Origin of the sequence: Poseidonibacter parvus, from assembly GCF_001956695.1 — a bacterium.
Classification (GTDB): Bacteria; Campylobacterota; Campylobacteria; order Campylobacterales; family Arcobacteraceae; genus Poseidonibacter; species Poseidonibacter parvus.
The window spans coordinates 943122-958984 of sequence record NZ_CP019070.1 but is presented as its reverse complement, the minus strand read 5'-3'; the positions used below and the strand labels follow the sequence as shown (position 1 = coordinate 958984).

Genomic DNA, 15863 nt, shown 5'->3' with positions numbered 1-15863 from the left:
TTTAACTATTAGTTATACCATGTGCTTACAGTTTCCACGTCTTGTCTTGATTTTTCATGTTTAGGAGCTTCTTTTCTGTATCCAAATGGAACCATAACTGAAGCACCATATTCATTAGTATCAATACCTAAATCTTCTTCTAAAAACTTATCTGTTAATTTTAAATCAAAACCTTCTGTTGGACAAGAATCTATACCCATATAAGCAGCACCTGTCATCATATTAGCTAAAGCTATATATGTTTGTTTTGAAGCCCAATCAAATACATATCTATCATTTTCTAATAAAGAAAAATCTTCTTTTTGGAATTTTTCATAAAATCCACTATATATTTCTTGAACATCTTTAGGAAACTCTTTTATATCATTTAACATATATTTTATATAATTACTATCATATTTCATTCCAGAAACTTTTCTAGCTAAAATAATTACAAAATGACTTGCAGTGGGAAGTGTTCCTTGTGCTCCCCATGAAAATTCTTTTAACTTTACTCTTAAGTCTTCATTTTGAACTACAATAAATTTCCATGGTTCAAAACCAAAAGAACTTGGACTTAAAACACCATATTCTAAAATTTGATTGAAATCTTCATCACTAATCTTTTTTGTAGCATCAAATTCTTTTGTTGCATGTCTGAATTTCATTGCTTCTAAAAACTTATTTTCCATTTTAATCTCCATTTTGTAAAGTAATTATCTTTACTGTAATTTTTGTTAGTAATGAAAGTTTACATATTTAATACTTAATTTAGCCTTATAGTAATTTTTGTAAGTAAGGAATATTAATGTTTTATATTGTATACTTTCAATATAAAGGATTTTAAATGTATAAAGTTAATGATAAAGAGTATAAATGTTCAGTTGCTCTTACCTCTGATATTTTTAATGACAAATGGAAGCTTTCAATTATATGGCACTTATTAAGTGAAGAAAAAAGATTTAAAGAATTACATGAAATAATGTCAGATATAACTCAAAAAACTCTAACTGTAAAATTAAAAGAGTTAGAAGCAAAAAATATTATCAATAGAGAAGTATATCCTCAAGTTCCACCTAAGGTAGTATATTCATTAACTCCTGCAGGGGCGAGACTAAAAGGTGTATTTAAAGAGATGTACAACTGGGGTATTTCATACGCAAGTGAACATGGTGAGGTAACAAGTGAAGATAATGATGTCTGCTGTGATACATATATTGCTAATAAGATTGGAATTAATAAATAAATTTATTCTTCCACAATAACTTCACATTTTAGATATAATATTGCTTTTTTAAAGGAAACTAATGAAATTCATATTAACAATATTATTATTTACAAACCTTGCATTCGCAAGTTATACAATCAAATATCAAGGCTTAACACTTGGTACGATAAAAAACTTTGATACACTAAAAGACAATTATTTAGAAGCAGATGTTACAAACAGTATTGCACGTTTTTTACTAGGAAAAGACAAGTTTGTCTTTTATAATGAAGATTATACTGGTAAGAAAGATGATTCGAATACAAAATATAAAAAAGATAAATATGCAATTGTTTATATTTTACAAAAAGCTGCTGCAAATGATATCAAAAATGAAAGAATTGAAGTAAAAAAGAATAAGTTCATTGATGTAAAATTTGATAAAAACTATAAATTTATTTACAATTCTAAAAATAGAATCAAAAGCGATGGTTATTTTGAAATGAAAAATGGAGTATTAGAAGTCTTAGTTGAAGACGTTAATTCAATAAAAATAGTAAAAAACAACTAATTTTATCAAAAAAAGTAAAATAAGCCTTGACAAATCTTCAAAAAAATACTAAAATTCCGACCTAATACCAGTCGGAGTGTAGCGCAGCCTGGTAGCGCACCTGGTTTGGGACCAGGGGGTCGAAGGTTCGAGTCCTTTCACTCCGACCATTTATACTAACAATTTCTAAATTACAAAACTTATTAAATTCACACAAAATTATTTAACTAAACCTATATAAAAACTATACCAATTAACAATAATTTAGGCTAAAATACCAATAAAAAAGGAATATATTATGATTCAAAGAATTATATTAATGTTTATTCTTTCTCTTTCAATTTTAATAGCAAAGGAAAATAAAATGTCAATTTATGATTTTAAAGTAAAAGATATAAATTCAAATGAAGTATCAATGTCAAAGTATAAAGGTAAGGTTCTACTAATAGTAAATGTAGCAAGTAAATGTGGATTTACAGGACAGTATGAAGGTTTAGAAAACTTATATAAGAAATATAAAAATGAAGACTTTATGATTTTAGGATTTCCTTCAAATCAATTCTCAAATCAAGAGCCTGGATCTAATGAAGAAATAAAAGAATTTTGTACATTAACATATGGTGTTGATTTTGATATGTTCGCAAAAATAGATGTAAATGGTGATAATGAAATTCCATTATATTCATATCTTAAAAAAGAAGCTTCAGGAATACTAGGAACAGAAGCTATAAAATGGAATTTTACAAAATTCTTAGTAAATAAAGAAGGAAAAGTTGTTGATAGATTTGGTTCAACTACAACGCCAGCTAGTATTGAAGATGATATTAAAAAGCTTTTGAACTAGTATAATAAATGAAGATTAATGATTTAGAAAAATATAGTTTATTTAAAAAAGAAAAATTAAAAAAATTAAAAAAATTAAAAAATCAAGGTACTTGTAATACAATATATAAACTAACAAGTAATAAAAAAGAGTATTTAATAAGAGTTTTTAAACATACTCACCAAGATGCAAATAGTAGAGAATTTGAGTTTCTTATTCAAAAAAAAGCTTATTTAAAAGGTATTGCTGCAAAGCCTTATCTTTTAGATAAAGCAAACTCTTTAATGATTTGTGACTTCTTACAAGGTAAACATAAAAGCAAATTAAAAAATAAAGATTTAAATAACTTAGTAAATACTATTAAAAAACTTCATTCTATAAAAGTGAATAAAAAAGTATATAGTTTAAAAGATGATTTTAAATACTATAAAGAAATATTAAAAGATAAAAAATCACAAAAAACAGTTAAAAATTCTCTAAAAGAGTTAAAGAAAATACAAAAATACAAATTTGAGGCTGTTACTTCTCATCATGATATAAATATAAATAATGTCTTATTTCATAAAAATAGTTTAAAATTAATTGATTGGGAATTTGCATGTGTAAATGATTTATTCTTTGATTTAGCAAATATTTGTTTTGAATTTAAATTAAATAAAAAACAAGAAAAGAAAGTTTTAAAAAGATACTTCAAAAAAATCAGAAAAAGAGATATTAAAAAATTGGCTTCATATAAAATAATATATGAAAACCTTTGGATTTTATGGTTTAAAAAAGAAAAATACTAAAATAAAGATAACTGCCCTATTTCTTGTTTTTCTTTAGTATTTTCTTCAACCTTTTTTATCTTTTTAATACAAGAAGGCATATCAAATAAAACTTTGTTAACCTCAGCACTTACTTCATGAATTTGTATTTTATCATTAGGATAAATATTAAATAGCTTATTTACTTCTTTTAAATCATCATTATTTAGCCAAGTATTAAAATCTTTCTTTTCTAAAACTACTGGCATTCTGTGATGAATTTTCCCAAGTTTTTCATTTGCATCACAAGTTATAAGTGCAACTGTAACTATTTTCATATTTAAATCAACATCAAAATACTCATCCCAAATTCCTGCAAGTGCTAAATAATCATTTTTAATATCACTTACAAAATATGGAGTTTTTTCTTTATCTTCTTTAGCCCATTCAAAAAAGCCATTAATTGGGATAATACAGCGTCTATATTTAAAAGAATCACGAAAAGTTTTCTTTTCAAAAATACTTTCACTACGTGCATTCATATTCATAGAAGTCTTTGAAGATGCCCAAGAAGGCAAATAACCAAAGTGTGTATATAAATAGTTACCATTGTTTAATAAAGCAGGAATTGGAGTGGTAGGAGGAATATTATATCTAGGGTTTAACTTCCCTACCATATCATTTTCAATTATAGTTGAAGCATCTATTTTAAATACTTTATCATCATAAATACTTAATCGTCCAGGCATATCAATCTTCTTGTATCTTTTTTTGAAGTATATAATAATAAAATTTAAATATCTTCATTTAGAAAAAGGTTTATTTTGGTAAAATTCGACAATGCAATTAGAAGAAAAACTAAAACAATTACCAAATGATGCTGGCGTTTATCAATACTTCGATAAAGATGGAAGACTACTATATATAGGAAAAGCAAAAGTACTAAAAAATAGAGTTAAATCTTACTTTAAATTTACACCAAAACTACTTCCTTCTGATAGATTAGGTCCTAGAATTTATAAAATGATAAGTGAAGCTTTTAGTATTGAGTGGATTGTAGTACCAAATGAACATGATGCATTAATTTTAGAAAATTCTTTAATTAAACAACTAAAACCAAAGTACAATATTTTACTTCGTGATGATAAAACCTATCCATACATTTACATAGATTACTCAGAACTTTACCCTAGACTTGAAATTACAAGAAAAGTTTATAAAAATAAAAATATTAAATATTTTGGACCCTATTCTACTGGCTCTCGTGATATGCTTGATAGTATTTATGAAATAGTTCCTTTAGTTCAAAAAAAATCATGTATAAAAGGAAAAGAAGCATGTTTATTTCATCAGATTAAAAGGTGTCATGCACCTTGTGAAGGTAAAATAACAACAGGTGAGTATTATAAAATAGTTGAAGAAGCTATTGATTATATTTATAATAAATCAAAATTAATTGTAAAACTTCAAGAAAAAATGCTTGAATACTCTGAAGATTTTAGATTTGAAGAAGCAATGAAACTTCGAGATAGAATTAAAACAATTGAAAAATCACAAATAAAATCAGGTATGGACCTAGCAACAAATGAAAATCTTGATGTATTTGCAATAAAAGCATCAAAACAAAAAGCTGTAATAGTAAGAATGTTTATAAGAGATGGAAAACTAACCTCTTCTTCTTATGATTTTATAAAAGTAAATTTTTTAGAAGATGAAACTAATATTGATTTAGATGAAGCATATAAAAGAGCTATTGTAAATTATTATGACAATGAAATTCCATTATTACCAAAAGAGATTTTAACAGCAATTGATATTGAAGAAAAAAATGACTTAGAAGAGTTTTTATACAATAGATTTGAAAAAAGAATAAAACTAGTTAATCCTAAGAAAGATAAGAAAAAAGATTTAATTCAAATTGCACTTAACAATTGTGATGAACTCCTTAGAATTGATTCCTCTAGAAATCAAAGTACTATATATGAAGAACTTCAGAAGCTATTTAATCTTCAAATACTTCCACATAGAGTTGAAACCTATGATAACTCACATATGATGGGACAAGCAACTGTTGGAGCTATGGTTGTTTGGAATGAAGAACTAAATGCCTTTGATAAAAAAGATTTCAGACACTATAATCTTGAATCAAAAGATGAATATTCTCAAATGAGAGAAATATTAATGAGAAGGGTTGATAGTTTTGAGAAAAATCCAGCACCTGATCTTTGGATATTAGATGGTGGGTCAGCACTGCTAAAATTAGCCTATGATATTATTAATTCAACTGGTGTGAATTTAGATATTATTGCAATTGCAAAAGAAAAAGTTGATGCAAAAGCTCATAGAGCAAAAGGTGCTGCAAAAGATATTGTTCACTATAAAGATGAAAAAGGTGAATACAGGTCTTTAAAACTAGAAACAAGTGATCAAAGATTACAATTTGTTCAAAGACAAAGAGATGAAGCTCATAGATTTGTAATCAGCTTTCATAAAAAACAAAAAAGAAAAGAAGATAAGCAAATTTCATTACTTCAAATAAAAGGAATAGGAGAAGCAAAGGTAAAAAAACTTCTTTTATATTTTGGAGAATTTGAGAAAATTAGAAATGCTTCAATAGAAGAGTTAAAAGAAGTTCTAAACGAAAAAGATGCGATTGTAATTTCAACTTATTTTAAAGAAGAATAAAAGAAAACCTATACTTATTCACATGCTTTTCACATATATTTAAATTCTTTTAAATATATTGATAATTTACCAGATGGTATCAAAGATTATACTAAAGTGGATACCAATCTAAATAAGTTTAGAATCTTTATAAATAAAGCAAAAACCCCTTTTTTAAGTCTCTATAGCTATATGATTTAAAAAATCAATTTTTTATTATCATATTAAATACAAATAATTTATATAAAAACTTTATTTTCAGAAGCTCTATTTAAAGGGTCTTAAAAGAATATGTGAAAAGTATATGTGAAAAACTTCACTATATATTTATAGTCTTTAATTTTATTGATTATATGCTCTTTCTAGATATAATAACTTTAGCAATTAAATGAATAAGGTTAAAGTACCATTTATGCTTGTATTTGTAATAAATTTAATATTAATATAAAAGAATAATATAATGAAAAAAACAATCATATCTTTATTAATTTTTTCAAATCTTGTAAATTCTACAAGTTTTGATATCTTAGAAGAAAAGTATAAACTTGCAAAAAAATACTCATCAAAAAAATCAAAAAATTATGATATAAAAAAAGCCTATAATATTTTAGTAGATAATGTAAATAAAAATCATGCAAAATCACAACTTTTAATTGGAAGGTTTTTCTTAATAGGTGCTGCAGTTGAAAAAGACTATGAAAAAGCATTGTATTATTTTAAAGAAGCTTCTAAACAAAAAGAATACAATGCAAACTGTTATATAGCATATATGTATGCAAGTGGCAAAGGAGTTTTTCCAAATTTTGGAAGAGCTAATGTATTTGCAAAAAGTGAATATGCACGTGGAAATAAAGTATGTAAAAAAGTTTGGAAAGATTATAATTTAGGAAAATATCCAAAAGATAAAGGTTGGAATATAGGAGATTATAATAAGCCTGTTAAATAAGGCTTATTATATCTTTTATCTATTTTGTTGTTAACTTACAATTTTCTATAAGAACATTATCTAAGCCATTAAATACTTCTTTAGTAGCTGCTTCAATACCTATTGATAAGTTTGCTAACTTAGTATTGTCTTCTCTACTAGCATTTGCATCAATGTATTTTTGAACACCTTGATGAACATTTTCATGTGCAATTTTTAATTGATTCCATGCTGATGTATTTACAAATATTCTAGAGTTACTTTCACAAGAATCAATCCATTTTCCTAAGTTACAAGAGTGACAATCAACAACTTTCCAAGATTCAAAAGTATCTAATTTTTTGAAGTTATTATCTTTAAAGTTAATATGATCATTTTTATATTTTGCAATATCTGCAATAAGTTCAACATCACAAACTTGATTTAAAGTCTTTTCTTCAAATTTAGCACTTTTTGTAATTTCTAATAATCTTCTTGATAACTCTTTTGCTTCAATAGATAAAGTATCAATTGATGATGCAGTTTGTGCATTTTCTTGAGTAACTTTATCTAAATTATTAATAGCAGAATTAATTTGAATCATTCCAGATTCTTGTTCTTTACTTGAAACAGATACATCATCTATAATATTTTTTGTTTGAATAACTTTTTCATTAAGTTCATTATATCCATCAATCATTTTAGAAGATATCTCTTTACCATGCTTAGATTTATTACTTGCATCTTCAACTAAAGTTTTAATATCTTTTGCAGCATCTGCACTTCTACTTGCTAGATTTCGTACTTCTTGTGCAACAACGGCAAAACCTTTACCAGCTTCTCCTGCAGTTGCTGCTTCTACAGCTGCATTAAGTGAAAGAATATTCGTTTGGAATGCTATTTGATCAATAATTGTAATTGCTTCATTAATAGCAGTTACTTTATCATTAATTTCATCCATTGATGATGAAGTTAATGATGCTAAATCTTTTCCAGTACTTGAAGACTTGTTTAATTCATCAGATAAAGAAGCCATTTGAATAATATTTTCATTATTAGATCTAATAGTTGAAGTTATTTCTTCAATTGACGCGGCAGTCTCTTCTAAAGATGCTGCTTGGCTTGTAGATGAAGAAGATAATTTTTGAGCACCCTCAGAAAGAATATTTGTAGAGTTTGACAATTCTGTTCCAGAGTTTGTTATCATAGCAACTAATTGAGAAATATTTGATCCTAAAAGAAGTGCTGAAGTAACTAAAGATCCCATATCTCCACCCATTTTATTCAATTGATTTTCATTTATAGAGTATTGATAATCTCCACTTGCATAACCATCTAATAATTTATTGATTAAATCAAATTTTTCTTTAGTATCAATAAGCATTTCATTTATATTTGTTCTTAAAGCTTCAACTTCAGATGTAGCTCCATGAGATTTTATAGTGTAACAGAAGAATCCACTTTTTACTTTTTTCATAACATCATCAATCTCTGAAACAACTGCTTTATCTTGTTCCATTAATTGTGAAGTTCTTTCTATTTGTTCATTAATATCTTCAGACATTTGTCCAAATTCATCTTTACTTTTTACTTCTAAAACTGTAATTGTATCTTTTTCTCTAAGTGTGTATTTAAAGAAGTCAGATAATCCATTTTTAAATGTTTCTAATGAAACATTAATATTTCTAGTAATGTATGAAGCCATAATAAGAACAACAATTAATGCTAAAATTGTAAAAATTAAAGTTGTAATAAATGTTGTATAAAAAGAATCTTTTAATGCATGAATATTACTTACCATTTTTGAAGATAAATAATCATCTACTTCTTTTAAAAGATTAATTTTTTTCGTAATTGTAGAGAACCAATATGTAGGTTCTTCACTAAATAGATTTATTCCTAATTTATATAAAGCAATCATCGATTCAGTATCATGAACTTTTACATCTTTATCTAAAGTTTTAATATCGATATTATTTTTATACGCATACTCAATTTTTGATAAGCCATTATGGTATTTTTTAAAAGTTTTCTCAACAACATCTAAAAAACCTATTTCTTCACTCTTTAGATTTGGAAATTCTCTATATTTATTAATTAGTTTTAGGAACTCTTTATATTGATTATCAACATTAATTTTGTATTCTTCATCTCCTCTAATTACAAAGTTTTTAAAGTTGTGAATAATACCACCATACCCAACATATTCTCCAATAGAAGCTATTATTTTATGCTTTTCAACAGAAGAAACTAAAACTTGTCTAATTCTATTTACCTCATCAACTTCTTTTCCCTTAACAGTTTGAGTGTAAAAATCAATTGCGTCTTTAGTTGCATAATGTTTAAAAGTAGCTATATAAGAATCTTGTTCAGATACAAGTTTATTAAGTTTTTCTCTCATACCTGGAGCAAAAGAATCTCTACTTAGTGTATTAGTTCCAATTGCTCTTTCAATTCCTGCTCTTTCTTTTGATAATAAAAAAGATGCAAAAGCAGTAATTCTTTGTGATATATCAGCATTATCAGTTAGTTTGGAAAGGACAACAACTGAATCTAGAAGTAATTTATTTGTATTTGTATAATATGAGATTGCATTTACAAGAGAGATAGTTTGATTATCTACACTTTTTCTAATTTTTTCAATGTTTTGCATTCTTTCAATAACAATATTAATCTTTTGAGCTAATCGTTCAGAGTGAGAAGAATTATGTATTTTATCTTTTGCAATTAAAAAAAGTTCCATTTTTTCATTAGTTAAATTTCTTTGCTTAAGTAATGATTCTGCAAACTTTTCACCCTTACTACCAATAAAACCAGCAGTCATACCTCTTTCTTTTTGTGTTTCATGTAAGAGTAAAGAAATAGCTTGTGCAAACTCAATACCCACTTCTATTTTCTCAATCTTACTTATTTCTTTATAAATAGTAATATTTTGTGAAAAAGAGAAGTATAATAATCCTAATAACGGTAAAGAAACAAGTAATAATAACTTTTTCTTTATAGCTAAATTATTAATAAAATTCATGTTTATCCTTATTTTGTTCAATATATAATTATATTATATTATAAAATAATATTTTTAAAATAAAAAATTGAATAAAATTTATCTAATTAGAACAATTACTCTTTTATAAACTAATATCTTTTAATATATATTCAATTTTATTATTTTCTAGAAAGTTTGTGAATAATTCAAAATTTTCATCGACATGATTTTTGTCAAAACCAGCTAATGAAATAACTGCTTTTCTTTTTTCATCTTTGAATTTAGGTAATACTGATAAGTCTAAGTCTTTTGATACTTTTAGCATAACATCTATTAAGTCATTTTCACTACATGATGCAGTTAATACCACTCTATATTTTGGTATTGAAGTTGGGTAGTATTTTTCTAAAGCTTCTACTACCATAGCTTGACTCATAGATGGAAATCCAGGAGTAAAGAAAAATCTTTTCTTTAGATAAAATCCAGGCACATTATTTACTACATTTTTTAAAAGTTTTGCATTTATTGGAAGATAAGACATATGAATTCTATGAGGATAAGCTTCTTCTTTAAATTGATTTTCTATTAATTGTTTAGCCTCTTCATGAAACTCCATTTTATAGTTTGTAAAAGCTTTAGCAGCAGCTACTCTTGTATAATCATCAGGTGTAGAGCCAATTCCTCCAAAACAAAACATCACTGAGTTTTCATCAGCTTTAATAAGATTAAAAACATTATTCATTAATGTTGGGTCATCTTCTATTACAAAAGAAGCTTTGTGTTCCCATCCTCGTTTAAGAAGTTCTTGATTTAAAAAAGGGAAATGGGCATCTTTTCTACGCCCATTTAAAAGTTCTGTTCCTATAATAACACTATAAAAATTAACTTTTTTATTACTTGTCATTAGATTTTTGTTTGTATAAAGGCATTCATTTCATTAACAATTGCTTCAATAGTACCTTCACCTGAAATTTGTTTTAAAAGGTTTTTTTTATTATAAAACTCTTGGATTTCTTTTAAAGGATCTGTATATAATTTCATTCTATTTAAAAATACTTCTTCATTATCATCATCTCTTACAATCTCAGCATCTGCTGCACGACCAAGTACTCTTTGAAATGCAGTCTCTTTTGATACAGCAACTTCAATAACACTTTGCAATGATACTTCATTTTCATTTTCTAAATACTTATCAAGTTCAGTCATTTGCTCAATTGATCTTGGATATCCATCAATTACAACTGTATTTGTAGGAGAATTTTTAATTGCACTTAAAATTGTTTCAATAACAATCTCTAAAGGCACAATATTTCCTTTTGAAACACTTGCATCAATAATAGCTCCACGCTCACTTCCACTTGCAATTTCTGCTCTTAGCATATCACCTGTTGAATAATGAGTGATTGAATCATGTTTTAAAGCAATTAATTCTGCATCAGTTGTTTTTCCAGAGCCAGGAGCTCCAATAATTAAAAAAAGTTTCTTCATATATATTTTCCTTTTATCCTTGCATTCCTGCATTTGCCATTTTTTTAGCACGTGCAACATTATGGTTTGTTCTTGGTACTACAATTTCTTTTTGTTTTTCTTTTCTTCTTGGGTCTTTTTCTACAAATATTTTTTTCTTTGTAAAAGGGTCCATTTCTGTATAATACATTACAGCAGAATAAGTTCCAGGAGTTGGAATAAATACTTGGGCTTGTTCTGGATTCATTTTTAATTCATGTGTAGTAAACTGTTTTAAATCATGCATATGTTTCTCTTCACAACCTGGATGCGCTGCTATTAAGTAATATGTTAAGAACTGTTTTTTACCTGATTTTTTATTTAAATCATCATACATTTTTTTAAAATCAATAAGTGTTTGTTTTCCTGGTTTCCCCATGTGATGTAAAACCTCATCATTTGTATGCTCAGGTGCAACTTTCATTTGTCCTGAAATGTGATGGTCAACCATCTCTTTTAAATAGCTTTCTCCATGTTTTTTATCAGCTGTAATTAAATCATATCGAACACCAGAAGCTACAAAAGCTTTTTTAATCCCAGGTATTTGTCTAATATCTTTTAATAATTTTATATTTCTACTATGATCAACTTTCATTGTTCTACATAATCTATGTGCATCTACACATCTTTTGTTATCAACACAAGTTCCAAGTTTTTCTTTTTTCTTACACTCATAACCATACATATTTGCTGTTGGTCCTCCAACATCAGAAATAATTCCTTTAAAATCTTTAATAGTTGTAAAGTGTTTTGCTTCTTTTAAAATATTCTCTTCACTTCTAGTACGAATAGTTCTACCTTGGTGAGCAGCAATTGCACAGAAGTTACACTCTCCCCAACATCCGTGGTGTGTCATAATTGAAAACTTAATTGTTTCTAAACATTTAACTTTTCCATGTTTTCCATCATAAGGATGTACATCTCTTTGATATGGATAAGATGCAATTTTATCCATTTCTTTTTCATCCATATGATCACTTGGTGGGTTTTGTATTAAATATCTTGAATCAACACCTTGACATAAGCCTTTTGAGTATACAGGGTCATTATTGTCATAAAATGTTTTGAATAAATCTATATAATTACCTTTATCGTCTAAACACTCTTGATGACTTGGTATTTGAATATAATCTTCTACTGGTTCTTTTGAAATATAACAAAGTCCTCTAATATTTCTAGGATCACCACCATTTCTTAAAGTGTTTCCTAAATCTATAATAGCTTGCTCACCCATTCCATAAATCATGTAATCAGCTTTTGTATCAAATAAAATTGGTTTTCTAAGTTTATTAGACCAATAATCATAGTGAGTTAATCTTCGAAGACTAGCTTCAATTCCACCAAGTACAATTGGCACTGTGCCTTTAAAATATCTTCTAATTAAGTTTGTATAAACTAAAGTTGCTCTATCTGGTCTTCTTTCGTTTTTTCCACCAGCAGTATAATCATCTGAGTTTCTAAACTTTTTTGTAGCAGTATAATTTGAAACCATTGAATCAATACTTCCACCACTTACTCCCCAGAATAGTTTTGGCTCACCTAATCTTTTAACATCAACATCACTATTTACATCAGGTTGTCCAATAATTCCAACTCGAAGACCAATATCTTCAAGAATTCTTCCAACTACAGCAATTCCCATAAATGGTGAATCAATATAAGCATCACCTGTTATTAAAACAACATCAAGCTCATCCCATCCACGCTCACTCATCTCTTCTTTAGTAGTAGGTAAAAATTTATTTGGCTTATTAATATTACTCATAATTCTTCTTTTTTAATAATTTTTAAAATCTATAATATGTTTTTCGTATTGTGCCTTAATATCTTTTAACCTCTACTATAAAAGATAGATATTAAATCTTTTTAGTTAAATTTTCATCTAGTTTTTGAATATTTAAAAGCATTGCAACTTTAGACTTTTCATATTCATCAATATCAACTAAACTTTCAATTAGTGTTCCTGATCCTAAGAAATGGTTTTGAATATGTTGAATTGATTTTTCTTCTACAAGAGAGCTATGTTCTAAAGAAGATACTAAAATTCCTACACAATGGTCAATATTATCTTTATCATATTCTAATAATATTATATCCTTTAATTCATCATCAGTTATTTCTTCATTTATAAAATCTCTAATATCTAAAACTGCAATTAACTTTTCTTTATAAATAACCATACCTTTAAAATGATTTGTTTTATCCATTTCAATTGAAGATTGTAAATCATCAATTCCTATTGACTCAATCACACATTTGGCCTTAACTGCTAAAAATTTACTTCCGATATTAAATGTTGCTAATTCAACACTATTTCCTGTTTTTTTCTTATTTATATTATTAATATATTTATTTATAGTAGTAGATGTATTATTATTCTTATCCTCTCCTATTTTAATAAAAGTAAAAGATAAAATATCATTTTTATAATCATCAGCTTCACTTTTATATTCTCTATATCCAGAAGAACATTTAACTCCAATTGCAAAATAAGTATCTGCAATTTTTACAATTTTACTTTTTTGTGTCCCATTATTAATACTAAAAAAGTCATCTTCTAAATTTAAAAGACTTCCAATTTCTAAACTTTTATTAGTTGTTGAAATTATTTCTTTATTTCTATTTGTAAAAACAGCAAAGATACCATTAACTTTTTTTCCATCAGAATGTTTTGGTAAGGTGTCAGCTAACATTGTATATAACTCAGGGGTAGAATCAAAAACAAGAGCAATACCGCCAATTATATTTGATGAGTTTTTTATAGATCTTATTGCAGAAGAATAAATATAAGTTGATTCATTATTATAAAGATTTGTTTTTTCAAAATTTGATACACAATACTTAGAAGTATCTTTTAATGTGAATGTATCTTCCACCCATTTTGTATTAATTATTTTTCCTAGTAAATACTCTTCTTCTTTATTTGAAACTGCAATAACTTTTCCATTTTTATCAAAAATAAATATATTTGTATATACAGTATATAAATCATTAATATATTTTAAAATGGATGATAATTCATCTTTTTTTGTATTTATATTTTCAATATTTTCTAAAGCTTCCCTAAAATATGAAGTTAAAGCCCACCACCTACAATCGTTAGCTCTTTCATAAAGGTTTCTATCCATTATATCAATTGCTAAAGATGATAAAAATTCACTATTTTTTAAAATTGAGCTTATTATTGTTTGATTTAAATTTGAAAGCGATGCATTCGCTTTTGTTCCTGTTAATCCAATTTCAGTTAATAAAGATTTTGAGAAGTCTCTATTAACAGAGTTATATTTGCTCTGTGCAATATTACCATTCCAAATAATCCTTTTCAAGTTGTCTTGAATAGAATTACTTTTATTAAAAACATCTTTTAAATCTTTAGAAAAATGATCTTTATTTGATATCATTGCGTCAATTACACTTGGTTCATATTTAATATCATTTAAAACATCACTTAAGAATGCATGTTCTAAAGGTATCATAATATGTCCATACCATTTTAATCCCATAAAACCTTGGTAGCCATTTGTATCACAACTTTTTGCTATATAATCACGTCCTGCAAAGCTAATTAACTTATATTCTTCATTTATAATTATTGGTAACTGTGCATTTAAAGGAATATGATTTTTGTCACTTGATGCAATTACAAAACCTTCTTCATCAAGTATTGTTAAACACTCTTTGTTAGATTCATCAATTAAATTATTAAAAATATCATTCATCTCACCTGTGAACTTAAAACATAAAGATAAGATACCAATATTCTTTGAATTTGGACTATTATTTTCTGTAACTTTATATGAGTAAACAAGAGATTTTTTATATTGAGGTAAAAAATGGTGAAATTTATAAGTTTCAACATAATCTTCAGAAGTATTTAAAATTTTTTCAACTTGTTTTGAAGAAATCTTTTTAACATCAGTTGAGTCATCAAGTCTAACTAGAATATTACCTTTTGTATCTGCTAATACAATATCAAAATAAACAGAGTATTTTTCAACATACTCTTTGAATCTTTCAATCATATTAAGACTTAATTCATTACTTTTATCATCATATTTTGAAACATAATTTTTTAGAAAATATCTAATATCATCATCTGTAGCTAAAAAACCAATATCCGCAGTTCTTTCAAATAAGTTTCTAATAACTATATCAATAGCCACTTGTGCTTTAAATCTCATTTCATGTCTAACTTTATCAATTTGTTGTTCACTTAAATGATTTAGTAGTGTTGAAGTTAAGTTTAAAAAGTTACCTTTTATTTTTTCTATATCAATGTTTATATCACCTAATTGTCCAAGTAATGCTAAAACATCCCATGATGAGCTTAATCGTCCCAACTCTTCTCTATATTTATCTACATCTTCTATATATTTTATTATTGGGTATAAATCTTTTTTTATATTTATCCCTTTGTAATTAATTAATGAATTATCCATAATTTCTCCCATAATCTATTAATCAATTATATAGGATAGCGAAGATAATAATTATATAC

13 protein-coding genes and 1 tRNA gene are annotated in these 15863 nt (G+C 26.1%); 7 read left to right on the top strand and 7 right to left on the bottom strand.

Going from position 1 to position 15863, the window contains the following annotated elements:
* Positions 1-8 precede the first annotated feature (8 nt).
* Positions 9-671: an NAD(P)H-dependent oxidoreductase gene (locus tag LPB137_RS04715; protein WP_197682251.1), complete on the bottom strand. Its 663-nt coding sequence runs from the start codon at positions 669-671 to the stop codon at positions 9-11.
* 155 nt (positions 672-826) lie between these two features.
* Between LPB137_RS04715 and LPB137_RS04710 the strand changes: the two genes are divergently transcribed.
* From LPB137_RS04710 to LPB137_RS04690, 5 genes are all read left to right on the top strand, one after another.
* Positions 827-1225: a winged helix-turn-helix transcriptional regulator gene (locus LPB137_RS04710; protein ID WP_076085056.1), complete on the top strand. Its 399-nt coding sequence runs from the start codon at positions 827-829 to the stop codon at positions 1223-1225.
* Positions 1226-1286: 61 nt separating this feature from the next.
* Positions 1287-1757: a hypothetical protein gene (locus tag LPB137_RS04705; RefSeq protein ID WP_076085053.1), complete on the top strand. Its 471-nt coding sequence runs from the start codon at positions 1287-1289 to the stop codon at positions 1755-1757.
* A gap of 72 nt (positions 1758-1829) precedes the next feature.
* Positions 1830-1906: transfer RNA gene (locus LPB137_RS04700), tRNA-Pro, on the top strand.
* Positions 1907-2100: 194 nt separating this feature from the next.
* On the top strand, positions 2101-2580 hold the full coding sequence (locus LPB137_RS04695; RefSeq protein ID WP_076089214.1) for a glutathione peroxidase: 480 nt from the start codon (positions 2101-2103) through the stop codon (positions 2578-2580).
* A gap of 8 nt (positions 2581-2588) precedes the next feature.
* Positions 2589-3347 (top strand): phosphotransferase, encoded by a 759-nt coding sequence (locus tag LPB137_RS04690; protein ID WP_076085050.1) that lies wholly within the window; start codon positions 2589-2591, stop codon positions 3345-3347.
* Here the strand turns inward: LPB137_RS04690 and LPB137_RS04685 are convergent.
* Positions 3344-4054: an SOS response-associated peptidase gene (locus tag LPB137_RS04685; protein WP_076085047.1), complete on the bottom strand. Its 711-nt coding sequence runs from the start codon at positions 4052-4054 to the stop codon at positions 3344-3346. The two genes, LPB137_RS04690 and LPB137_RS04685, sit on opposite strands and share 4 nt — an antisense overlap.
* A 91-nt stretch (positions 4055-4145) precedes the next feature.
* On the opposite strand from LPB137_RS04685, the gene uvrC reads away from it, so the two are divergent.
* On the top strand, positions 4146-5990 hold the full coding sequence (uvrC, locus tag LPB137_RS04680; protein WP_076085044.1) for an excinuclease ABC subunit UvrC: 1845 nt from the start codon (positions 4146-4148) through the stop codon (positions 5988-5990).
* Positions 5991-6429: 439 nt separating this feature from the next.
* The gene (locus LPB137_RS04675; protein WP_076085041.1) at positions 6430-6915 is read left to right on the top strand and encodes a tetratricopeptide repeat protein; all 486 of its coding nucleotides are present in this window, start codon (positions 6430-6432) and stop codon (positions 6913-6915) included.
* A gap of 19 nt (positions 6916-6934) precedes the next feature.
* On the opposite strand, the gene LPB137_RS04670 is transcribed toward LPB137_RS04675, so the two are convergent.
* The 5 genes from LPB137_RS04670 to LPB137_RS04650 all read right to left on the bottom strand — a co-directional run bounded on the left by LPB137_RS04670 (position 6935) and on the right by LPB137_RS04650 (position 15804).
* Positions 6935-9898 (bottom strand): methyl-accepting chemotaxis protein, encoded by a 2964-nt coding sequence (locus LPB137_RS04670; protein ID WP_076085039.1) that lies wholly within the window; start codon positions 9896-9898, stop codon positions 6935-6937.
* Between the two features lie 103 nt (positions 9899-10001).
* Positions 10002-10763, bottom strand: coding sequence for a competence/damage-inducible protein A (locus LPB137_RS04665; RefSeq protein WP_076085034.1), 762 nt, complete (start codon positions 10761-10763; stop codon positions 10002-10004).
* Positions 10763-11347, bottom strand: a complete 585-nt coding sequence (locus tag LPB137_RS04660; protein WP_076085031.1) for an adenylate kinase — start codon at positions 11345-11347, stop codon at positions 10763-10765. Before LPB137_RS04660 ends, LPB137_RS04665 begins: the two co-directional genes overlap by 1 nt.
* 13 nt (positions 11348-11360) lie before the next feature.
* Positions 11361-13130 (bottom strand): YgiQ family radical SAM protein, encoded by a 1770-nt coding sequence (locus LPB137_RS04655; RefSeq protein WP_076085028.1) that lies wholly within the window; start codon positions 13128-13130, stop codon positions 11361-11363.
* Positions 13131-13221: 91 nt separating this feature from the next.
* Positions 13222-15804 carry a chemotaxis protein CheW gene (locus LPB137_RS04650; RefSeq protein WP_076085025.1) on the bottom strand — a complete coding sequence of 861 codons (2583 nt, stop codon included), beginning with the start codon at positions 15802-15804 and terminating at the stop codon, positions 13222-13224.
* Between the last annotated feature and the right edge of the window lie 59 nt (positions 15805-15863).

What these genes read in the sequence shown, in the direction of transcription:
- LPB137_RS04715 (WP_197682251.1), bottom strand. Translation starts at nt 671, where the DNA reads ATGGAAAATAAGTTTTTAGAAGCAATGAAATTCAGACATGCAACAAAA.
- LPB137_RS04710 (WP_076085056.1), top strand. Translation starts at nt 827, where the DNA reads ATGTATAAAGTTAATGATAAAGAGTATAAATGTTCAGTTGCTCTTACC.
- LPB137_RS04705 (WP_076085053.1), top strand. Translation starts at nt 1,287, where the DNA reads ATGAAATTCATATTAACAATATTATTATTTACAAACCTTGCATTCGCA.
- LPB137_RS04695 (WP_076089214.1), top strand. Translation starts at nt 2,101, where the DNA reads ATGTCAATTTATGATTTTAAAGTAAAAGATATAAATTCAAATGAAGTA.
- LPB137_RS04690 (WP_076085050.1), top strand. Translation starts at nt 2,589, where the DNA reads ATGAAGATTAATGATTTAGAAAAATATAGTTTATTTAAAAAAGAAAAA.
- LPB137_RS04685 (WP_076085047.1), bottom strand. Translation starts at nt 4,054, where the DNA reads ATGCCTGGACGATTAAGTATTTATGATGATAAAGTATTTAAAATAGAT.
- uvrC (WP_076085044.1), top strand. Translation starts at nt 4,146, where the DNA reads ATGCAATTAGAAGAAAAACTAAAACAATTACCAAATGATGCTGGCGTT.
- LPB137_RS04675 (WP_076085041.1), top strand. Translation starts at nt 6,430, where the DNA reads ATGAAAAAAACAATCATATCTTTATTAATTTTTTCAAATCTTGTAAAT.
- LPB137_RS04670 (WP_076085039.1), bottom strand. Translation starts at nt 9,898, where the DNA reads ATGAATTTTATTAATAATTTAGCTATAAAGAAAAAGTTATTATTACTT.
- LPB137_RS04665 (WP_076085034.1), bottom strand. Translation starts at nt 10,763, where the DNA reads ATGACAAGTAATAAAAAAGTTAATTTTTATAGTGTTATTATAGGAACA.
- LPB137_RS04660 (WP_076085031.1), bottom strand. Translation starts at nt 11,347, where the DNA reads ATGAAGAAACTTTTTTTAATTATTGGAGCTCCTGGCTCTGGAAAAACA.
- LPB137_RS04655 (WP_076085028.1), bottom strand. Translation starts at nt 13,130, where the DNA reads ATGAGTAATATTAATAAGCCAAATAAATTTTTACCTACTACTAAAGAA.
- LPB137_RS04650 (WP_076085025.1), bottom strand. Translation starts at nt 15,804, where the DNA reads ATGGATAATTCATTAATTAATTACAAAGGGATAAATATAAAAAAAGAT.